Source organism: Sporosarcina highlanderae (genome assembly GCF_030433715.1).
Taxonomy (GTDB): Bacteria; Bacillota; Bacilli; order Bacillales_A; family Planococcaceae; genus Sporosarcina; species Sporosarcina highlanderae.
Genome location: NZ_JAROCC010000002.1, coordinates 188,859 through 210,623, shown reverse-complemented (window position 1 = coordinate 210,623; position 21,765 = coordinate 188,859). Strand labels below are relative to the sequence as shown.

22 protein-coding genes and 1 other annotated feature are annotated in these 21,765 nt (G+C 44.1%); all 22 genes read left to right on the top strand.

What is annotated here, in order from left to right:
• The 22 genes from rlmB (at position 1) to rplW (ending at position 21,737) form a co-directional block, all read left to right on the top strand.
• Positions 1-759, top strand: coding sequence for a 23S rRNA (guanosine(2251)-2'-O)-methyltransferase RlmB (gene rlmB / locus P5G49_RS03560; protein WP_301242077.1), 759 nt, complete (start codon positions 1-3; stop codon positions 757-759).
• Positions 756-1,271, top strand: coding sequence for an NYN domain-containing protein (locus tag P5G49_RS03555; RefSeq protein ID WP_301242076.1), 516 nt, complete (start codon positions 756-758; stop codon positions 1,269-1,271). Before rlmB ends, P5G49_RS03555 begins: the two co-directional genes overlap by 4 nt.
• 71 nt (positions 1,272-1,342) lie before the next feature.
• On the top strand, positions 1,343-1,990 hold the full coding sequence (gene sigH, locus P5G49_RS03550; RefSeq protein ID WP_435877173.1) for an RNA polymerase sporulation sigma factor SigH: 648 nt from the start codon (positions 1,343-1,345) through the stop codon (positions 1,988-1,990).
• Positions 1,991-2,131: 141 nt separating this feature from the next.
• A complete protein-coding gene (gene rpmG, locus P5G49_RS03545; RefSeq protein WP_301242074.1) occupies positions 2,132-2,281 on the top strand; it encodes a 50S ribosomal protein L33 in 150 nt (49 codons plus the stop codon).
• A 17-nt stretch (positions 2,282-2,298) separates the two neighbouring features.
• On the top strand, positions 2,299-2,484 hold the full coding sequence (gene secE, locus P5G49_RS03540; protein WP_301242073.1) for a preprotein translocase subunit SecE: 186 nt from the start codon (positions 2,299-2,301) through the stop codon (positions 2,482-2,484).
• Between the two features lie 176 nt (positions 2,485-2,660).
• On the top strand, positions 2,661-3,197 hold the full coding sequence (gene nusG / locus P5G49_RS03535; protein ID WP_301242281.1) for a transcription termination/antitermination protein NusG: 537 nt from the start codon (positions 2,661-2,663) through the stop codon (positions 3,195-3,197).
• Between the two features lie 167 nt (positions 3,198-3,364).
• A complete protein-coding gene (gene rplK / locus P5G49_RS03530; protein ID WP_191693394.1) occupies positions 3,365-3,790 on the top strand; it encodes a 50S ribosomal protein L11 in 426 nt (141 codons plus the stop codon).
• Between the two features lie 118 nt (positions 3,791-3,908).
• Positions 3,909-4,607, top strand: coding sequence for a 50S ribosomal protein L1 (gene rplA / locus P5G49_RS03525; RefSeq protein WP_301242072.1), 699 nt, complete (start codon positions 3,909-3,911; stop codon positions 4,605-4,607).
• 49 nt (positions 4,608-4,656) lie between these two features.
• Positions 4,657-4,802 (top strand) — a sequence feature (ribosomal protein L10 leader region).
• Between the two features lie 28 nt (positions 4,803-4,830).
• Positions 4,831-5,331 carry a 50S ribosomal protein L10 gene (rplJ, locus tag P5G49_RS03520; protein ID WP_301242071.1) on the top strand — a complete coding sequence of 167 codons (501 nt, stop codon included), beginning with the start codon at positions 4,831-4,833 and terminating at the stop codon, positions 5,329-5,331.
• A gap of 70 nt (positions 5,332-5,401) precedes the next feature.
• Complete coding sequence (gene rplL, locus P5G49_RS03515; protein ID WP_301242070.1) at positions 5,402-5,767, top strand: 50S ribosomal protein L7/L12; 366 nt, start codon at positions 5,402-5,404, stop codon at positions 5,765-5,767.
• Between the two features lie 100 nt (positions 5,768-5,867).
• A complete protein-coding gene (locus P5G49_RS03510; protein WP_301242069.1) occupies positions 5,868-6,491 on the top strand; it encodes a class I SAM-dependent methyltransferase in 624 nt (207 codons plus the stop codon).
• Between the two features lie 206 nt (positions 6,492-6,697).
• Positions 6,698-10,231, top strand: a complete 3,534-nt coding sequence (gene rpoB / locus P5G49_RS03505) for a DNA-directed RNA polymerase subunit beta (RefSeq protein WP_301242068.1) — start codon at positions 6,698-6,700, stop codon at positions 10,229-10,231.
• 119 nt (positions 10,232-10,350) lie between these two features.
• Complete coding sequence (gene rpoC, locus P5G49_RS03500) at positions 10,351-13,944, top strand: DNA-directed RNA polymerase subunit beta' (RefSeq protein WP_301242067.1); 3,594 nt, start codon at positions 10,351-10,353, stop codon at positions 13,942-13,944.
• A gap of 125 nt (positions 13,945-14,069) precedes the next feature.
• Positions 14,070-14,318: a 50S ribosomal protein L7ae-like protein gene (locus P5G49_RS03495; RefSeq protein ID WP_301242066.1), complete on the top strand. Its 249-nt coding sequence runs from the start codon at positions 14,070-14,072 to the stop codon at positions 14,316-14,318.
• A gap of 104 nt (positions 14,319-14,422) precedes the next feature.
• Positions 14,423-14,845 carry a 30S ribosomal protein S12 gene (gene rpsL / locus P5G49_RS03490; RefSeq protein WP_301242065.1) on the top strand — a complete coding sequence of 141 codons (423 nt, stop codon included), beginning with the start codon at positions 14,423-14,425 and terminating at the stop codon, positions 14,843-14,845.
• Between the two features lie 35 nt (positions 14,846-14,880).
• Complete coding sequence (rpsG, locus tag P5G49_RS03485; protein WP_147057469.1) at positions 14,881-15,351, top strand: 30S ribosomal protein S7; 471 nt, start codon at positions 14,881-14,883, stop codon at positions 15,349-15,351.
• Between the two features lie 150 nt (positions 15,352-15,501).
• Entirely contained in the window at positions 15,502-17,580 is a 2,079-nt protein-coding gene (gene fusA, locus P5G49_RS03480) for an elongation factor G (RefSeq protein WP_301242064.1), read from the top strand.
• A 121-nt stretch (positions 17,581-17,701) separates the two neighbouring features.
• The gene (gene tuf, locus P5G49_RS03475; RefSeq protein WP_301242063.1) at positions 17,702-18,889 is read left to right on the top strand and encodes an elongation factor Tu; all 1,188 of its coding nucleotides are present in this window, start codon (positions 17,702-17,704) and stop codon (positions 18,887-18,889) included.
• Positions 18,890-19,830: 941 nt separating this feature from the next.
• The gene (rpsJ, locus tag P5G49_RS03470) at positions 19,831-20,139 is read left to right on the top strand and encodes a 30S ribosomal protein S10 (protein WP_042478628.1); all 309 of its coding nucleotides are present in this window, start codon (positions 19,831-19,833) and stop codon (positions 20,137-20,139) included.
• Positions 20,140-20,177: 38 nt separating this feature from the next.
• Complete coding sequence (gene rplC / locus P5G49_RS03465) at positions 20,178-20,804, top strand: 50S ribosomal protein L3 (protein ID WP_301242062.1); 627 nt, start codon at positions 20,178-20,180, stop codon at positions 20,802-20,804.
• Positions 20,805-20,829: 25 nt separating this feature from the next.
• Positions 20,830-21,453, top strand: coding sequence for a 50S ribosomal protein L4 (gene rplD / locus P5G49_RS03460; RefSeq protein ID WP_301242061.1), 624 nt, complete (start codon positions 20,830-20,832; stop codon positions 21,451-21,453).
• Entirely contained in the window at positions 21,453-21,737 is a 285-nt protein-coding gene (rplW, locus tag P5G49_RS03455) for a 50S ribosomal protein L23 (RefSeq protein WP_301242060.1), read from the top strand. Before rplD ends, rplW begins: the two co-directional genes overlap by 1 nt.
• Positions 21,738-21,765: the final 28 nt, after the last annotated feature.

The window sequence follows — 21,765 nt, the reverse complement described above, 5'->3', positions numbered from 1 at the left end:
ATGACGAATCAGGAATCGGAATTGATCGGCGGTAAAAACCCAGTCGCGGAGGCACTTCGCTCTGGTCGGGAACTGAACAAGATCTGGATTGCGGAAGGATTGAATAAAAAAGGCATCGGGGAAATCTTGTCCTTGGCGAAACAGTCAGGTGTTATTGTGCAAGCGGTACCGAAGCAGAAATTGGACGGCATGCTTGACGTCAATCACCAAGGTATCATCGCTTCTGTGGCGGCTTATTCATACGCTGAATTGGACGATTTATTTGCTAGTGCGAAAAATCGTGGTGAGGATCCATTTTTCCTTATTTTAGACGAACTTGAAGATCCGCATAATCTTGGTTCGATTCTTAGGACGGCTGATGCGACGGGAGTGCATGGAATCATTATACCGAAACGTCGGTCCGTCGGCTTGACGGGTGTTGTTGCAAAAGCATCAACAGGGGCAATTGAGCATATACCGGTCGTCCGTGTGAACAATCTCTCTCAAACAGTCGATGAATTAAAGAAATCGGGTGTCTGGATTGCGGGAACGGATGCGAAAGGCTCCAAGGACTACCGGTCGATGGACGCAACCCTTCCGTTAGCAATTGTCATTGGCAGTGAAGGCAAAGGAATGTCACGTATCCTGAAGGAGAAATGCGACTTTCTCTACCATTTGCCAATGGTTGGACATGTCACCTCGTTGAACGCCTCCGTAGCAGCTTCCTTACTCATGTATGAAGTATTGCGTAAGCGCACCCCACAACTATCGGGGTCATGAAACAGGAGATTTTGTTAGTCGACGGGTATAACGTAATTGGGGCGTGGCCGGAACTTAGAAAGTTAAAGCTTGAAAGTCTCTCTGATGCCCGCGACAGGCTTATTGAACGGATGGCTGAGTACAAAGCGCATACGGGCTGGCGCGTCATTATTCTTTTTGATGCGCACCTTATGCCTGGGATAGAGAAGAAAAATAAGAAACACCAAGTTGAAATCGTCTTCACCCGTGAAAACGAAACTGCAGACGAACGAATTGAAAAAATGGTGTCTGAGCTTAGTGGACGTCGTGTTCAAATTCATGTTGCAACCTCGGATATGACTGAACAATGGGTCATATTTGCCCAAGGAGCCCTTAGAAAATCAGCCAGAGAACTTGAAATTGAAATGAATGAAATCGATAAATTGATTACAAATAATGTGAAGGTTATTCAGGAACAGCGTCCGTCTTCAAAGATTCAACTGTCTGACGAGGTGGCAGAAATATTTGAAAAATGGCGTCGTGGATTGAAATGAACGGTTGACTCAAAAATTTTCCATACGGTATACTGGTTGAAACGCAATGATGAATCGGGGTGTGGCGATTGGTGGGAAAGACTTACGTTCAGGGGGAAATAAAAGACTTCACAAAGCTTTCCGATGAAGAGCTTATAGTCCGTATTCAGGAAGGCGGTACGGATGCACTGGATTTCCTTATCACAAAATATCAACCATTCGTAAAAATGAAAGCGCGGTCATATTTCATGACGGGTGGGGATAGGGAAGACATCATCCAGGAAGGAATGATTGGTCTCTACAAAGCAATCCGGGACTTCCGAATGGATCGATTGAGTTCCTTCAGGGCATTTGCGGAACTGTGCATTACAAGGCAAATCATCACAGCTATCAAGACGGCAACAAGACAAAAGCATATCCCGTTGAACACCTCTGTATCATTGGACAAGCCTGTTTATGACGAAGATTCTGATCGCACGCTACTGGATGTAATTGGTGGCTCGGTGCTGGACGATCCGGAAGACTTGATAATTCATAAGGAGGACTTCATCCAAATGGAGGGGGAAATCAATAAAGTTCTCAGTGAGCTTGAAAAACAAGTACTTTCACTGTATTTGGAAGGACAATCTTATCAGGAAATATCAGACGAGTTGAACCGGCAAGTGAAATCAGTGGACAATGCTTTACAACGGATTAAACGGAAGCTTGAGCGACATATGCAGGTTGATGTCGTATTTTGAATACTTGTGTAATAGGTTGCCGAACAATTCCCGTCATGTTGACATCAGGAATGTTAGGTGGTACTCTTTAGCAAGACAATGACAAATTACTTAGACAGTTGACAAGCATTTTTTGCAACAATAGAAATTTCGGGTGAGATAATGTCTAAAAAGATGATCTTAAGCTGCAATGATTGTGGATCAAGAAACTATGTTGTCCCTGAGGGGAATAAGCAATCTACAATCCGGTTCGCAGTTAAGAAGTTTTGCAAACAATGTAATGCACATACAGAACATAAACAAACAATTTAGTGTTCGGAGGTTTATAAATGGGTAAGATTACCGGATTTTTAAAATCTGTTGTCTCTGAAATGCGGAAAGTAAGCTGGCCGAAAAAGAAAGAATTGACACGTTATACAATTGTCGTTATCTTTACAGTAGTTTTCATGGCAGTTTATTTCGGTCTTGTAGATTTGGGCATTTCTGAAGTAATGGAATGGTATGTTGGGTTATAATAAGTAATGCAGTATGAATATCCCTGTTGAAAATATCCCGTGCAGTATGAATATCCCTGTTGAAAATATCCCGTCTTGTTAAATGAACGGGTTTTTTCATTTCTCAAAAATACATCAAATTTTAGATAGCGTTAATAAAAAGGAGGGACGGACACACAGTCCTTGTCATTATGGAAATGGAGAAAAATTGGTACGTTGTCCATACGTATTCAGGTTATGAAAATAAGGTGAAAGCCAACCTTGAAAAACGTGTCGAGACAATGGGTATGCAAGATAAGATATTTCGAGTAGTAATCCCTGAAGAACAGGAAACAGACTTTAAAGACGGCAAAAAGCGGACGGTTATGAAAAAGACATTTCCTGGCTACGTCCTTGTGGAAATCATCATGACGGACGATTCTTGGTATGTCGTTAGAAATACACCGGGAGTTACAGGTTTCATAGGTTCTTCGGGCGGAGGCGCAAAACCGACTCCACTCCTACCGGAAGAAGTCGATTTCATCCTTAAGCAAATGGGTATGAAAGAACGCAAGGCTGAAGCTGATTTCGAAGTTGGCGAAATGATCGAAGTGCTTGACGGACCGTTTGCACACTTCCAAGGGAAAGTGGAAGAAATCGATATAGACAAAGGAAAAGTTCGTGTTTCTGTGGATATGTTCGGCAGAGAAACGATTATGGAACTTGACTTTGAGCAAGTTCAAAAATTATCATAAATATCACTTGCAAGACAAGCAAAATAGTGGTATCATTTCAAAGGTCAGACTGTAAACAAAACAGCCTGGGCGGATTAACCAAATTCTACCGGATGAAACCGGCAGACACATATTGAGTGGGAGGGGCAACCCAATTACCACATCACGGACTTAAGGAGGTGTGTCTCGTGGCTAAAAAAGTAACCAAAATTGTGAAATTGCAAATCCCTGCAGGTAAAGCTAACCCAGCTCCACCGGTTGGACCAGCACTAGGTCAAGCAGGTGTTAACATCATGGGATTCTGTAAAGATTTCAATGCACGCACAGCAGATCAAGCAGGTCTAATCATTCCTGTTGAAATAACTGTATTTGAGGACCGTTCATTCACATTCATTACAAAAACTCCACCAGCAGCAGTTTTGCTGAAAGTTGCAGCTAATCTTCAAAAAGGTTCAGGCGAACCTAACAAAAAGAAGGTAGCTACTGTAAAACGTGATAAAGTTCGCGAAATTGCAGAACAAAAAATGGAAGACCTAAACGCAGCATCGGTTGAAGCGGCGATGGCAATGGTTGAAGGTACTGCTCGCAGTATGGGAATCACAATCGAAGACTGATTCTGATCGCATGCGCGAATGTATCTTTGTAGTGGGGGTTGCGCTTGTTCTTAGGAACACGCAACCCTTATTCGTGGGAGGTTCAATCCGTTAAAACCACTAGAGGAGGAAATTTACAATGGCTAAAAGAGGTAAAAAATTCACTGAAGCGGCGAAGCTTGTAGATCGCACACAAGTGTATGACTTGAAAGAAGCGATTGAGCTTGCTAAGAAAACAAGCACAGTCAACTTTGACGCAACAGTTGAAGTGGCATTCCGTCTTGGGATCGACACTCGTAAAAACGACCAGCAAATCCGTGGAGCAGTTGTGCTTCCAAACGGAACTGGTAAAACTCAACGCGTTCTAGTTTTCGCGAAAGGCGAAAAATTGAAAGAAGCGGAAGCTGCTGGTGCAGACTATGCAGGAGATGCTGAATACATCACTAAAATCCAACAAGGCTGGTTCGATTTCGACGTAATCGTTGCAACTCCGGACATGATGGGCGAAGTTGGTAAAATTGGTCGTGTATTAGGACCGAAAGGCCTAATGCCGAACCCTAAAACAGGCACAGTGACATTTGATGTTGCTAAGGCTGTTGCAGAAATCAAAGCAGGTAAAGTTGAATACCGTGCGGACAAAGCTGGTATCATCCACGCGCCAATCGGAAAAGCTTCTTTCGACAACGAAAAGCTTGAAGAAAACTTTAAAACTGTATTTGAAACAATTCAAAAAGCTAAACCAGCTGCAGCGAAAGGGACTTACATGAAGTCTGTAAACGTTACGACTACTATGGGTCCTGCGGTGAAAATCGATCCATCGTCTGTAGTTATTAAATAAAAAACTGTTGACAAGCATGAAATCTTTATGATAAGATTTCGTTTGTTGCGAAACTTAATCATTTGTACCGTAGACAGCAGGGGCGTTAAACGCATAATCATCCTGCCGAGGACAAGACGCTCTTTTATTAAAGATGACGACTTTTCTGCCCTCGTGGTCTACAATGTGGACTGCGAGGGCTTTTCATATCGGTATAAGTGACATTCTTACAGGAGGTGTCAAGATGAGCAAAGTATTAGAGGCTAAACAAGCAGTAGTTGAAGAGATTTCAGGCAAATTGAAATCAGCAGTTTCTGTTGTCGTTGTAGACTATCGTGGTCTGAACGTCAGCCAAGTTACAGAACTTCGTAAACAGCTTCGTGATGCAGGTATCGACTTCAAAGTTTACAAAAACTCGATGTCACGTCGTGCTGCTGAATCAGCGGGTCTTGAAGGGTTGAACGAACATTTGACAGGACCGAATGCAATTGCATTCTCAACTGAAGATGTTGTAGCTCCGGCTAAAATCCTTAATGATTTCGCTAAAAAGAACGACAAACTTGAGATCAAAGCAGGTGTGATCGAAGGACAAATCGCTTCTGTTGAAGAAGTTAAAGCGTTGGCTGAACTTCCATCACGCGAAGGTCTTCTTTCCATGCTACTCAGCGTTCTTCAAGCTCCAATGCGCAACTTCGCGCTTGCAACAAAAGCAGTTGCAGAGCAAAAAGAGGAACAAGGCGCTTAATCTGGTGGCCTGAACAAAAATCTGCGGGGTAATTCCCGACAAAACAAAACCTATTTAGGAGGAAAATATAATGACTAAAGAACAAATCCTTGACGCGATTAAAGAAATGACAGTTCTTGAATTGAACGATCTTGTAAAAGCTATCGAAGAAGAATTCGGCGTAACTGCTGCAGCTCCAGTTGCAATGGTTGGCGGAGCAGGTGCTGGTGAAGCTGCTGCTGAGCAAACTGAATTCGACCTAATTCTTGCATCTGCAGGAGACCAAAAAATTAAGGTTATCAAAGTTGTTCGTGAACTTACTGGCCTAGGCTTGAAAGAAGCGAAAGAAGTAGTTGATAACGCTCCTAAAGCAATCAAAGAAGGCATCTCTAAAGAAGAAGCTGAAGAAATGAAAGCTAAACTTGAAGAAGTTGGCGCTGGCGTAGAAGTTAAGTAATTTCTTTATAGATGAAGGAAGGCTCGTCGAATTCGGACGGGCTTTTCTTCGTTTTTTTATCTTCAAAAAATGCAACCTTTCAAGTGAAGGGAGGATCGAGATGTCTGAACATTATTATTCAAAAAATCCTTCGGTGAAAAGTGATCCGAGAGAATGGCATGCTACGATACGTGATCAGAGGCTGCGTTTTAAGACAGATGCTGGCGTATTTAGTAAAGGTGAGGTGGATTTTGGCTCTCGCCTGTTAGCTGAATCCTTCATCATGCCTGAAATAGAAGGCGATCTGTTGGATGTCGGTTGCGGGTATGGACCGATTGGCTTGTCAATTGCCGTATCTTTTCCGGATCGGAATATCCAAATGGTCGATGTGAATGAACGGGCGATGTCGTTGGCAAAAGAGAATGCAGGATTAAACAATATAGAGAACGTGGAGATTTATCCAAGTGACGCATTGTCTGCTGTGGAATCGGAAGGATTCGCCGCAATATTGACGAACCCGCCTATCCGGGCAGGAAAAGAGACGGTATTCAAAATATACGATGGAGCATATTTGAAATTGGCAGCTAAAGGAGAGTTGTGGGTTGTCATTCAGAAGAAGCAAGGCGCTCCTTCGACAATGGCTCACTTGACAGAGCTCTTCGGAAACGTAGAAATAGTGGAGAAGAAAAAAGGGTATTTTATACTGAAAGCCCAAAAAAGCATTGACGCAATTGGTCTCTTGTGATAGTATTGTAAAATGCATAAATAATATAATGCGTTCGTGTGCCCTTTTGCATAAGTTTTGGAAATCTAAGGCATACTGGCAATGGATAAAAGATTGTTAAACCGAAAATGAGCTCTTGCCGGAACTCGTTTTCTTTTTGTTTTTCGATATCATACACCATTTTTATGATTTCGCAAAGACTAATATTGTTTTGAGGGGTGAAATAGTTGACAGGTCATTTAGTTCAGTATGGTCAACACCGTCAGCGCAGAAGTTTCGCGCGGATCAATGAAGTTCTCGAGCTGCCGAATTTGATTGAAATCCAGACGGCATCTTATGAGTGGTTCTTGGAAGAAGGATTACGGGAAATGTTCCGTGATATTTCTCCGATCCAGGATTTCACAGGTAATCTTTCGTTGGAATTCATTGATTATCAACTTGGTGAACCGAAATACCCTGTTGATGAATCAAAAGAGCGCGATGTAACTTACGCAGCACCGTTACGCGTAAAGGTGCGCTTGCATAACAAGGAAACAGAAGAAGTGAAAGAACAGGACGTTTTCATGGGCGACTTCCCGCTTATGACGGAAAACGGAACTTTCATTATCAACGGTGCGGAAAGGGTTATCGTATCCCAGTTAGTTCGATCCCCGAGTGTCTATTACAATGACAAGACGGATAAAAACGGAAAGCGCGGATTTGCAGCTACCGTAATTCCAAACCGTGGTGCTTGGTTGGAATATGAAACGGATGCTAAGGATGTCGTTCATGTCCGAATTGACCGCACAAGGAAATTGCCAATCACGGTCCTTCTACGTGCACTTGGTTTTTCTACAGATCAGGAAATCATCGATTTGATCGGTGAGAATGAATACTTACTAAATACGCTTGAAAAGGATAACACGGAAAACTCCGAAAAGGCTTTGCTTGAAATTTATGAACGCCTACGTCCTGGTGAGCCACCAACGTTAGACAGCGCGAAAAGCCTGTTATTCTCTCGTTTCTTCGACCCGAAAAGATATGACTTGGCGAATGTCGGACGATACAAGATGAACAAAAAGTTACATCTGCAAAACCGTCTCTTCAACCAGACAGTCGCAGAAACTCTTGTAGATCCTGAAACAGGTGAAATTCTTGTCGAAAAGGATCAGCTTATCGACCGTAGAACATTGGACCGTCTACTTCCTCACCTTGAAAAGGGAGTTGGGATTCAAGAAATCTCCCATGTAGGTGGAGTTCTTGAAGAAGACATCACAATTCAAACAATTAAGATCTACGCACCGAAAAGTGAAGAGAAGCAAGTAATCAATGTCATCTCCAATGCGAATATTGATGAAGCGGTGAAAAATGTAACGCCAGCAGATATTGTGGCATCCATCAGCTACTTCTTCAACTTGCTGCACGGGGTAGGAAATACGGACGATATCGACCATCTTGGAAATCGACGCCTTCGTTCTGTAGGTGAATTGCTTCAAAACCAATTCCGTATCGGGCTGTCCCGTATGGAACGTGTCGTAAAAGAACGTATGTCTATCAATGACACTCAGTCTATCGTGCCTCAGCAATTGATCAATATCAGACCGGTTATCGCATCGATTAAAGAGTTTTTCGGAAGTTCACAGCTCTCACAATTCATGGATCAGACGAACCCGCTTGCCGAGTTGACGCATAAGCGTAGACTATCCGCATTAGGGCCTGGTGGTTTGACAAGGGAACGTGCAGGCATGGAAGTGCGTGACGTCCACTACTCCCACTACGGACGTATGTGTCCAATTGAAACTCCAGAGGGTCCGAACATCGGTTTGATCAACTCCCTATCGACATTTGCGAGAGTGAATAAATTCGGATTCATTGAAACTCCTTATCGAAAGGTTGACCCGGAAACTAACCGCGTCACTGCTCGTATCGACTATTTGACTGCCGATATGGAAGATAACTATGTCGTTGCTCAAGCAAATGCTCCACTTAACGATGACGGTTCGTATGTCAATGAAGAAGTCGTTGGACGTTTCCAAGGTGACAACACAGTATTCAAACGTGAACAGATCGACTATATGGATGTATCTCCTAAACAGGTTGTGTCTGCCGCGACAGCATGTATTCCGTTCCTTGAAAACGACGACTCCAACCGTGCATTGATGGGTGCGAACATGCAACGTCAAGCGGTACCTTTATTGAACCCGGAAGCGCCATTTGTTGGAACTGGAATGGAGCATGTGTCAGCGCGTGATTCAGGTGCTGCAGTTCTTTCGAAATTCCATGGAATTGTTGAGCATGTAGAAGCAAGGGAAATCCGTGTCCGTCGCATCGAAACGGTGGATGGCAAAGAAGTTAAGGGTGACCTTACTATTTACAAGCTTGAGAACTTTATTCGCTCTAACCAAGGGACTTGCTATAACCAACGTCCGATTGTTAGTGTCGGAGATCGTGTAAAACCACGCGATATTATTGCGGACGGTTCTTCAATGGAACAAGGAGAGCTTGCGCTTGGTCGTAACGTTCTTGTTGCCTTCATGACATGGGATGGATACAACTACGAGGATGCCATCATTATGAGTGAACGTCTCGTGAAAGATGATGTATTCACATCGATTCACATCGAAGAATACGAATCGGAAGCACGGGATACGAAACTTGGACCTGAAGAAATCACAAGAGATATTCCGAATGTCGGGGAAGAGGCGCTTAGAAACCTTGATGACCGCGGCATCATCCGTATCGGAGCAGAAGTTCGCGATGGTGATATCTTAGTCGGTAAGGTAACGCCAAAAGGGGTTACTGAACTAACGGCTGAAGAAAGACTTCTTCATGCTATTTTCGGTGAAAAAGCACGTGAAGTAAGGGATACATCATTACGTGTTCCACACGGTGCGGGCGGGATTGTCCTTGACGTAAAAGTGTTCAACCGTGAAGACGGTGACGAATTGCCGCCTGGCGTAAACCAACTCGTCCGTGCGTATATCGTCCAAAAACGTAAGATCTCGGTTGGGGATAAAATGGCCGGTCGACATGGTAATAAAGGGGTTATCTCCCGTATCTTACCTGAATCTGACATGCCGTATCTTCCTGACGGAACTCCTGTAGATGTCATGTTGAACCCACAAGGTGTTCCATCCCGTATGAACATCGGACAGGTTCTTGAATTGCATTTAGGAATGGCCGCGCGGAATTTGGGCGTCCATATGGCTTCGCCAGTATTTGACGGTGCAAACGAAGAAGACGTTTGGTCGACAATGGAAGAAGCAGGGATGGACCGTGATGGTAAGACGATTCTATACGATGGCCGCTCTGGTGAGGCGTTTGATAGCCGTGTATCCGTTGGGGTCATGTACTTGATCAAACTTGCCCACATGGTCGATGATAAGCTACACGCTCGTTCTACAGGACCATACTCGCTTGTAACGCAACAGCCACTTGGAGGTAAAGCCCAATTCGGTGGACAGCGTTTCGGGGAGATGGAAGTGTGGGCACTTGAAGCATACGGTGCCGCTTATACACTACAAGAAATTCTTACTGTCAAATCCGATGACGTCGTTGGCCGTGTGAAAACATACGAAGCGATTGTCAAAGGTCAAAGCGTTCCGCAACCAGGTGTTCCTGAATCGTTCAAGGTATTGATCAAAGAACTTCAAAGCCTTGGGTTGGACGTTAAAATGCTGACTGAAGAGTTCGAGGAAATTGAAATGCGCGATCTTGATGATGACGATGATATGCAACCAACAGACGCATTGAATCTCATGACTGAAGATCAAACAGTTTGATTTAACGATAAAATGTTTGCAAGTGAATAGGGGAGCACCGAATGCTCCCCTATTTTTATACGATATTGATAAATGATGAGGATCCATCGTGGAGATAAGATAAGAGGGAGGTAGGCTCCTTGATAGATGTAAACAATTTTGAGTATATGAAAATCGGCCTTGCTTCACCGGATAAAATTCGTTCTTGGTCTTATGGTGAAGTGAAAAAACCTGAAACGATCAACTATCGTACGTTGAAGCCTGAGAAGGATGGTTTGTTCTGTGAAAGGATTTTCGGACCTACAAAGGACTGGGAATGTCATTGCGGAAAATATAAACGTGTACGTTACAAAGGTGTCGTTTGTGATCGATGCGGAGTTGAAGTAACGCGTCAAAAAGTGCGCCGTGAACGTATGGGGCATATCGAGCTTGCAGCACCTGTCACGCATATTTGGTATTTCAAAGGCATTCCAAGCAGAATGGGTCTTATTTTAGATATGACACCGCGTGCGTTGGAAGAAATCATTTATTTCGCATCTTACGTTGTCGTTGACCCTGCAGATACACCACTTGAAAGAAAGCAACTGCTTTCTGAAAAGGAATATAGACTGTATCGTGAAAAATACGGTTCTAAATTCCAAGCGTTGATGGGCGCAGAGGCAATCGAACAACTACTTAAAGCAATCGATCTTGATAAAGAAACTGAAATGCTGAAGGAAGAGCTGAAGACGGTTCAAGGACAACGTCGCACACGTGCGATCAGACGTCTTGAAGTTGTTGAATCCTTCCGTAATTCCGGAAACCGTCCTGAATGGATGGTTCTTGAAGTGCTACCGGTCATTCCTCCAGAATTGCGTCCAATGGTGCAATTGGATGGTGGTCGTTTCGCTACTTCCGACTTGAATGATCTGTACCGTAGGGTCATTAACCGGAACAATCGATTGAAGCGTCTACTTGACCTTGGAGCACCTGGCATCATCGTGCAAAACGAAAAAAGGATGTTGCAGGAGGCTGTCGATGCGCTTGTCGATAATGGTCGTCGTGGACGTCCAGTAACAGGTCCTGGGAATCGTCCGTTGAAATCCCTCTCCCATATGTTGAAAGGGAAGCAAGGGCGCTTCCGTCAAAACCTATTGGGTAAACGGGTGGACTATTCTGGTCGTTCAGTTATCGTTGTTGGTCCTAACTTGAAAATGTATCAATGTGGTCTTCCGAAGGAAATGGCAATCGAGTTATTCAAGCCATTTGTCATGAAGGAATTAGTTGAACGCGGACTTGCTCATAACATCAAGAGTGCGAAGCGTAAGATTGAACGTTTGCATTCTGAAGTGTGGGATGTCCTTGAAGATGTTATTAGGGAGCATCCAGTCTTACTAAACCGGGCCCCTACTCTTCATAGACTTGGGATCCAAGCGTTCGAGCCTATGTTGGTTGAAGGCCGCGCTATCCAACTTCATCCGCTCGTATGTACGGCCTACAACGCCGACTTTGACGGTGACCAAATGGCTGTTCACGTTCCGCTTTCGGCTGAAGCACAAGCAGAGGCGCGCCTGTTAATGCTTGCTGCACAAAACATTTTGAATCCTAAGGACGGAAAACCTGTCGTTACACCATCCCAAGACATGGTATTGGGTAACTACTACCTTACGCTCGAAAGGGCAGGATCTGTCGGAGAAGGATCTATTTTCAGCAGCATGAACGAAGCCTTGATTGCATATCAAACGGGGCATGTTCATCTTCATACAAGAATTGCCGTCCAGGCAAGCTCGTTGAATAATCCGACGTTCACTGAGGAACAGAACCGCAAGCTTTTATTAACGACGGTAGGGAAGCTAATCTTCAATGAAATCCTTCCTGAATCGTTCCCTTACATTAATGAACCGACGAATCACAACTTGCAGATTGAAACGCCGGATAAATATTTCATTGATGGTACTGTGAACATAAAAGAGCATATCCGAAATGCGGAATTAGTACTTCCGTTCCGTAAGAAAATCCTTGGTAATATCATCTCGGAAATCTTTAAGAAGTTCCACATCACGGAAACTTCAAGAATGCTTGACCGGATGAAAAATCTTGGTTTCAAGTATTCGACTCGAGCAGGTATTACGGTCGGTATTTCAGATATCGTCGTTTTGCCGAACAAAGACGAAATCTTACAGGATGCTCAAAGTAAAGTGGATAAGGTCATGCAGCAATTCCGTCGTGGACTTATTACGGAAGAAGAGCGTTATGACCGTGTTATCTCTTACTGGAGTAACGCGAAAGACATTATCCAAGATAAATTGATGGACTCACTTGAAAATACGAACCCGATTTATATGATGAGTGACTCAGGTGCCCGTGGTAACGCGTCCAACTTCACCCAACTTGCTGGTATGCGTGGATTGATGGCGAACCCGGCTGGTCGTATTATCGAATTACCAATTAAATCGTCATTCCGTGAAGGTCTGACAGTACTTGAGTACTTCATTTCTACGCATGGTGCCCGTAAAGGTCTTGCGGATACAGCGTTGAAAACGGCTGACTCCGGTTACTTGACACGTCGTCTTGTTGACGTTGCGCAGGATGTCATTGTACGTGAGGATGATTGCGGAACTGACCGCGGTCTGGAAATCAGCGCACTTAGGGAAGGCTCGGAAGTCATCGAGACATTGGATGAGCGTATCGAAGGACGTCACACGAAGAAAACAATCCGTCATCCTGAAACAGGTGAAGTGATTGTGCCGAAGGATGGCCTAATCACCGCGGATCTGGGTGCTGCAATTATCGAAGCTGGAATCGAAACAGTTACTATTCGTTCTGCATTCACATGTAATGCGAAACACGGTGTTTGTAAGAAGTGTTATGGCATCAACCTTGCGACAGGTGAAGCAGTTGAGGTCGGCGAAGCAGTCGGTATCATCGCTGCTCAATCTATCGGGGAGCCAGGAACACAGCTTACGATGCGTACATTCCATACAGGTGGGGTTGCCGGGGATGATATCACATCCGGTCTTCCACGTATCCAGGAAATCTTTGAAGCTCGAAATCCTAAAGGGCAAGCGGTCATCTCTGAGATCAAAGGTGAAGTAACTGAGATTGATGAAATCCGTGAAGGTCAGAAGGAAATCACAATTCAAGGAAATGTGGAGACGCGCAAGTATCTTGCTCCATACAACGCCCGATTGAAAGTGCAAGTCGGCGACTCGATTGAACGAGGAGATAGCATAACAGAAGGTTCTATCGACCCTAAAGAGTTGATTGTTGTAAAAGACGTTGCTACAGTCCAAGAATACCTTCTTAAAGAAGTTCAAAAAGTATACCGTATGCAAGGTGTTGAAATCGGTGATAAGCACGTTGAAGTTATGGTTCGCCAAATGCTTCGCAAAGTGCGTGTCATCGAAGCTGGAGACACTGACCTACTCCCAGGTTCGTTGCTTGACATCCATCAGTTCGCGGATGCAAATGCAGTAGTTCTAAAAAGTGGAAAAGTGCCAGCTACATCACGTCCGGTCATTCTCGGTATTACGAAAGCTTCACTTGAGACGGAATCATTCCTATCTGCAGCATCGTTCCAAGAAACGACTCGTGTCTTGACTGATGCAGCAATCAAAGGGAAAACTGATGAATTGTTAGGCTTGAAAGAGAATGTCATCATCGGTAAACTTGTACCAGCTGGAACGGGGATGCAACGCTATCGCCAGATTCAAATGGAAAAGGTCGAAGATACAAAAGCAGTAACTGCAGAATAAGTATTGGATTGTAATGGGGAGAGAAAAATCCTCTCCCCATTTTTTTATTTGTTGACATGTCTTCTTGTAAGTGGTAATATACAAAAGGTTGATAGTTGAATGTCTGTACTTTGGAGGATGTACGAATGTCTTACGAAAAAGTAGAGCAGGCAAAGAAGACAATCATCGGTACAAAGCAAACAGTGAAAGCGATAAGGTCAGGTGTAGTGAAAGAAGTTTTCATTGCCGAAGATGCTGATGAACGGTTAGTCGCTCCTGTAATTGGAGAAACGACGACACGTGGCATCAAAGTGAACTATGTCGATTCGAGGGAAAAGCTCGGTCGTGCATGCGGCATTCAAGTCGGTGCAGCTGTTGTCGCAATTACTGTATAATGGTTTTTGTGTTATATAAAACACAAAGACTTTGTTTTTACCCCAAAAATGAACCACCTGGATGTGTGGTCTTACTAAAAGCACAATGAAAGGAGGAAAATCCGATGCCTACAATTAACCAATTAGTCCGCAAACCTCGTAAATCGAAGTCGGACACTTCTAAGGCACCAGCACTTGGTAAAAGCTATAACAGCTTCAAAAAGTCAATGACTAACGTTAACTCGCCACAAAAAAGAGGTGTTTGTACTCGTGTTGGTACAATGACTCCGAAGAAACCAAACTCGGCTCTTCGTAAATATGCGCGTGTTCGTTTGACAAATACTTTGGAAGTTAACGCATATATCCCTGGTGAAGGTCACAACCTTCAAGAGCACAGCGTTGTTCTTATCCGCGGAGGACGTGTAAAAGACTTACCGGGTGTTCGTTACCATATCGTTCGTGGTGCGCTTGATACTGCTGGAGTTACTGGCCGTATGCAAAGCCGTTCACAATACGGTGCGAAAAAACCTAAAGCAAAGAAAAACTAATAACGGAATGATCATTTCGAAAGGAGGAAAACAATATGCCTCGTAAAGGTCCTGTTGCAAAACGCGACGTATTACCGGATCCAATTTACAATTCCAAGCTTGTAACACGTCTCATCAACAAAATGATGGTTGACGGTAAAAAAGGTACATCTCAAAAAATCCTCTATGGTGCGTTTGAACTTGTTAAAGAACGTTCTGGTAAGGATCCATTAGAAGTATTTGAAGCGGCATTGAACAACGTAATGCCTGTACTTGAAGTACGTGCTCGCCGTGTCGGTGGTGCAAACTATCAAGTTCCGGTTGAAGTTCGTCCTGAACGTCGTACAACTCTCGGATTACGTTACCTTGTGAACTACTCACGCACACGTGGTGAGAAAACAATGGAGGAACGTCTTGCGAATGAAATCCTTGACGCATCCAACAACACAGGTGCATCTGTAAAACGTCGTGAAGAAATGCATAAAATGGCTGAAGCCAACAAAGCATTCGCTCACTATCGTTGGTAAGATCGAAAGGTTTATCTTTATTCAGCGAAAGAATCTTGACATCTGTCTAACAGGTGTCCGAGTTCCAGCTGAATAAAGATAATAGCTACCGGCTATTGCCGGTACACGATAGATTGTCACCTTAATCCGAAACGGAAGGAGATATACAATATGGCTAGAGAGTTCTCCTTAGAGAATACTCGTAACATTGGTATCATGGCTCACATCGATGCTGGTAAAACAACGACGACTGAGCGGATCCTTTTTTACACAGGTAAAATCCATAAAATCGGAGAGACTCACGAAGGTGCTTCCCAAATGGACTGGATGGAGCAGGAGCAAGAGCGTGGAATCACGATCACATCTGCTGCGACAACAGCTGCATGGAAAGGCCATCGTGTAAACATCATCGACACACCGGGACACGTGGACTTCACAGTTGAGGTTGAACGTTCCCTACGTGTGCTTGACGGTGCTGTAACAGTTCTTGATGCTCAATCAGGTGTTGAGCCGCAAACTGAAACAGTTTGGCGTCAGGCTACTACTTATGGCGTACCACGTCTTGTATTCATCAACAAGATGGACAAGACAGGTGCAGATTTCCTTTATTCTGTAGGCACACTACATGACCGTCTTCAAGCGAACGCACATCCGATCCAATTGCCGATCGGTGCTGAAGATGCATTTAGCGGAATCATCGACTTAGTCGAGATGAAAGCTACAATGTACGGTAATGACCTTGGTACAGATACATCTGTCGAGGAAATTCCTGAAGAATATCGTGCACAAGCTGAAGAGTACCGTGAGAAACTAATCGAAGCTGTTGTTGATTTCGATGAAGATCTTATGGAGAAATACCTTGGCGGAGAAGAACTTACAGTTCAAGAAATCAAAACTGCTATCCGTAAAGCAACTCTTGCGGTAGAATTCTACCCAGTTGTTTGTGGTACTGCATTTAAAAACAAAGGTGTTCAGCTTGTACTTGACGCTGTCGTCGACTACTTGCCATCACCACTTGATATTGCAGCAATGACGGGTGTAAATCCGGACACTGAAGAAGAAGAAGAACGTCATTCCAGCGACGAAGAGCCGTTCTCTGCTCTTGCATTCAAAGTTATGACTGATCCTTACGTTGGTAAGCTTACATTCTTCCGTGTTTATTCTGGAGTCCTTCAATCGGGTTCATATGTCTTGAACTCTACAAAAGGCAAGCGTGAGCGTGTAGGACGTATCCTACAAATGCACGCGAACTCCCGTGAAGAAATTGCTGAAGTTCATTCTGGTGAAATTGCAGCTGCAGTCGGTTTGAAAGATACAGGAACAGGTGATACGCTTTGTGACGACAAAGCACCAATCATCCTTGAGTCCATGGAATTCCCAGAACCGGTTATCTCTGTTGCAATTGAACCAAAAACTAAAGGTGACCAAGATAAGATGGGTAACGCCCTTGCGAAATTGCAAGAGGAAGACCCGACTTTCCGTGCGCACACTGACCAAGAAACAGGCGAAGTCATCATCGCTGGTATGGGTGAACTTCACCTTGATATCATTGTTGACCGTCTACGTCGTGAGTTCAAGGTAGATGCAAACGTAGGTGCACCACAAGTTTCTTACCGTGAAACATTCCGTTCTTCTGCGGAAGTTGAAGGGAAGTTCGTCCGCCAATCAGGTGGTCGTGGTCAATATGGTCACGTTTGGATCGAGTTCTCTCCGAACGAAGAAGGAAAAGGATTCGAATTCATCAACGCTGTCGTTGGTGGAGTTGTTCCTCGTGAGTATATCGGATCCGTTGAAGCGGGTGTTCGTGACTCCCTGAACAACGGTGTTATTGCAGGCTATCCGTTGATCGACGTGAAGGCTCGTCTATTCGACGGTTCTTACCATGACGTTGACTCCAACGAGATGGCGTTCAAAATCGCTGCTTCTATGGCACTTAAAAATGCCGCTGCGAAATGTAACCCGGTACTTCTTGAGCCAATGATGAAAGTTGAAGTCATCATCCCTGAAGAATACATGGGTGACATCATGGGTGATATTACATCACGTCGTGGTCGCGTAGAAGGTATGGATGCACGCGGTAACGCACAAGTTGTCCGCGCGATGGTTCCACTTGCAGAAATGTTCGGTTACGCAACTTCACTTCGTTCGAATACACAAGGTCGCGGAGTATTCTCCATGACATTCGATCACTACGAAGACGTTCCGAAATCAATTTCAGAAGAAGTCATTAAGAAAAATAAAGGTGAATAATAAAATTCATCCTTGTTTACTTCAGTGATTACTTGTAAGATATGGTTAGTTGGGGGAATATTACCTCAGCTTCCATACCTATAAATAATAAAACATTCATATTTTAAGGAGGAATTCCACAATGGCTAAAGCAAAATTCGACCGCTCCAAGGAGCACGCTAACGTTGGTACAATCGGTCACGTTGACCATGGTAAAACAACTTTGACTGCTGCAATCGCAACAGTTCTTTCAAAAAGAATGGGTGGGGAAGCGAAATCTTACGCTGACGTAGATAACGCTCCAGAAGAAAAAGAGCGTGGAATCACGATCAATACTTCACACATCGAGTACGAAACTGACAAACGTCACTACGCACACGTTGACTGCCCAGGTCACGCGGACTACGTTAAAAACATGATCACTGGTGCTGCTCAAATGGACGGCGGTATCCTAGTTGTATCTGCAGCTGACGGCCCAATGCCACAAACTCGTGAGCACATCCTTCTTTCTCGTCAAGTAGGTGTTCCTTACCTAGTTGTATTCATGAACAAATGTGACATGGTTGACGACGAAGAACTTCTTGAACTAGTTGAAATGGAAATCCGTGACCTTCTTTCTGAGTACGAGTTCCCTGGCGACGACATTCCTGTCATCAAAGGTTCTGCTCTAAAAGCTCTTGAAGGTGAAGCTGAGTGGGAAGAGAAAATCGTTGAACTTATGAACGCTGTTGACGAGTACATCCCAACACCACCACGTGATACTGATAAACCATTCATGATGCCTGTTGAGGACGTATTCTCAATCACTGGCCGTGGTACTGTTGCTACTGGACGTGTTGAGCGTGGAGTAGTTAAAGTCGGTGACGTTGTAGACATCATCGGTTTGACTGAAGAGCCAAAATCTACAACTGTTACAGGTGTAGAAATGTTCCGTAAGCTTCTTGACTATGCAGAAGCTGGCGACAACATCGGTGCACTTCTTCGTGGGGTATCCCGTGAAGACATCGAGCGTGGTCAAGTACTTGCTAAACCAGGTACAATCACACCACACACAAGCTTCAAATCAGAAGTTTATGTTCTTTCAAAAGAAGAAGGTGGACGTCATACTCCATTCTTCTCAAACTACCGCCCACAGTTCTACTTCCGTACAACTGACGTAACTGGTATCATCCAACTTCCAGAAGGCGTGGAAATGGTTATGCCTGGCGACAACGTTGAAATGACTGTTGAACTTATCGCTCCAATCGCGATTGAAGAAGGTACTAAATTCTCAATCCGTGAAGGTGGCCGTACAGTAGGCGCTGGCGTTGTAGCAACAATCGTAAAATAATAACCTTTAAAATCCCGCACTCGTGCGGGATTTTTTTTATGGTTTGGGGGATATATTTTGTGATTGTGAGGGGATTTCCTTTGATTGCTTGTAGACTATCGACTAATGCGGGCACACTTTCTATCATTGAGGGTACGCTTTGCCAGTTTGCGGGTACACCCACGCGGTGTGAGGACACTTTGATGAATTGCGGGTAGATTTCCTGCAGATGCGGGCACACTTTCTATTATTGGGGGGACACTTTGCCAGTTTGCGGGGACACCTGTGCGGTGAGATGACACTTTGATGAATTGCGGGTAGACTTCCTGCGGATGCGAGCACACTTTGCCAGTTTGTGATGACACTCATCCAATTTGAGATGACATTGTCGACTGAGTTCCCATAGAAACCCTGAGAGTTCCCGTAGAATCATCCTGAGTTCCCATAAAACCGTAGAGACTTCCCGTAAAACTAATCTAACTTCCCGTAGAGCCACAAAGAGTTCCCGTAGACTTGCTGCGACTTCTCATAAAAGCACAAAGACTTCTCCTAAAGTCCCCATGTGTTCCCATGGAAGCATGATGAATACCCACAAACTCTCCGAGACTACCTATAAAAACATAAAGACTTCAATCAGAGGATTTCTATATCCCCACTATTGAACATAACTTATCATTCAAGTCTTCTAAATCGTCGCTATATTTATTTATTCACTTTCCCTCAACTTTTTTCTCGTTAATAGTTGAAATATAGGTAACATCACATTATAATAATAAAGCCGACAAAAAGAATTTCGCCAAAAGGGTTGCGGGATTCTTTTTCATTGTGTATAATGTTGAATGTTGGTCTTTGACTGCGATGAAGCGGGAGGTTGCCGACACACCCGGCCGCTTTGCCATGGCATGTGTGTGGGAAATTTCCGTGGAGAATGTCTAGAAAATAGGCGAAAAGGAGGGAAAATAATGGCAAAACAGAAGATTCGTATTCGTTTAAAAGCATATGATCACAGAATTCTTGATCAGTCAGCTGAAAAGATTGTTGAAACAGCAAAACGTTCGGGTGCAAGTGTATCGGGTCCGATACCTCTTCCAACTGAAAGATCTGTTTACACGATCCTTCGTGCGGTACATAAGTACAAAGATTCGCGCGAGCAGTTCGAAATGCGTACGCATAAACGTCTAATCGATATCGTCAACCCGACACCACAAACTGTCGATGCGTTGATGAAACTTGATTTACCATCTGGCGTTGACATTGAAATCAAACTTTAATCTATAAAATAAAACTATTAATTCAGGAGGTGTGACAAATGACCAAAGGAATCTTAGGGAGAAAAGTCGGCATGACGCAAATTTTTGCTGAAAACGGCGATCTCATTCCAGTAACTGTGATTGAAGCTGCTCCGAACGTAGTTCTTCAAAAGAAGACTGCTGAAACAGACGGCTACGAAGCAATCCAGCTTGGATTCGACGACAAACGTGAAAAGCTTGCAAACAAACCTGAAAAGGGACACGTTGCTAAAGCTGAAACGGCACCTAAGCGCTTCATTCGCGAATTCCGCGGAGACGTTGCTGGGTACGAGGTTGGTCAGGAAGTCAAAGTCGATACATTCGCAGAAGGCGATATCGTCGACATTACAGGAGTATCAAAAGGTAAAGGGTTCCAAGGTGTTATTAAACGCCACGGTTACTCACGCGGACCAATGAGTCACGGTTCCCGTTTCCACCGTGCGCCAGGTTCATTAGGTGCGGTTGACGGACAACGTGTATTCAAAGGTAAGAAATTGCCAGGACGTACTGGTGGAGACACTGTAACGATCCAAAACCTTGAAATCGTACGAGTTGACGCTGAGCGTAACTTGTTGTTAGTAAAAGGTAACATTCCTGGAGCGCGCAAATCACTTGTCACAGTGAAAAGTGCAATCAAAGGAAAGTAATTCTTAAAGGAAGGAGGAAACACAAATGCCAAAAGTATCCGTACTAAGTCAAACAGGATCTTCAGTTGGAGAAATCGAATTGAACGAAGCAATCTTCGGAATCGAACCAAATGAAGCAGTCCTTTTCGAAGCTTTGGTTCAACAACGTGCATCGTTGCGCCAAGGTAACCATAAAGTTAAAACTCGCGCGGAAGTTGCCGGCGGTGGCCGTAAACCATGGCGCCAAAAAGGAACAGGTCGTGCACGTCAAGGTTCAATCCGTTCACCACAATGGCGTGGAGGCGGTATCGTATTCGGACCGACTCAAAGAAGCTACAGCTACAAGCTTCCAAAGAAAGTTCGTCGTTTGGCACTTCTATCTGCTCTTTCTACGAAAGTGCGTGATGAAGAAATCATCGTATTGGATGGCCTAACATTCGATGCACCGAAGACAAAAGAGTTCACGAAAGTTCTTAAAGACCTTTCAATCGATAAAAAAGCATTGTTTGTAACAGCTGACCTTGATGAAGCAGTAGCATTGTCTGCTCGTAACATCCCTGGAATTAGCGTTGTTACAGCAAACGGCATTAACGTTCTTGACCTTATCGGCCATGACAAACTTGTCGTTACTAAAGATGCAGTTCAAAAAATTGAGGAGGTGCTTGGTTAATGGAAGCACGTGATGTACTAAAACGTCCGGTCATTACCGAGCGTTCTTCAGAACAAATGGAATTCAAAAAGTACACTTTCGAAGTTGACACTCGCGCGAACAAAACTCATGTGAAGCAAGCTGTCGAAGAAATCTTCGGAGTAAAAGTGGAAAAAGTCAACGTTCAGAACTACAAAGGTAAGTTCAAACGTATGGGCAAACATGCAGGTTACACAAACAAGCGTCGCAAAGCGATCGTAACGTTGACTGCAGACTCAAAAGACATCGAACTATTCGAGATCTAATTTATTCATAAATAACGAAGGAGGGAAC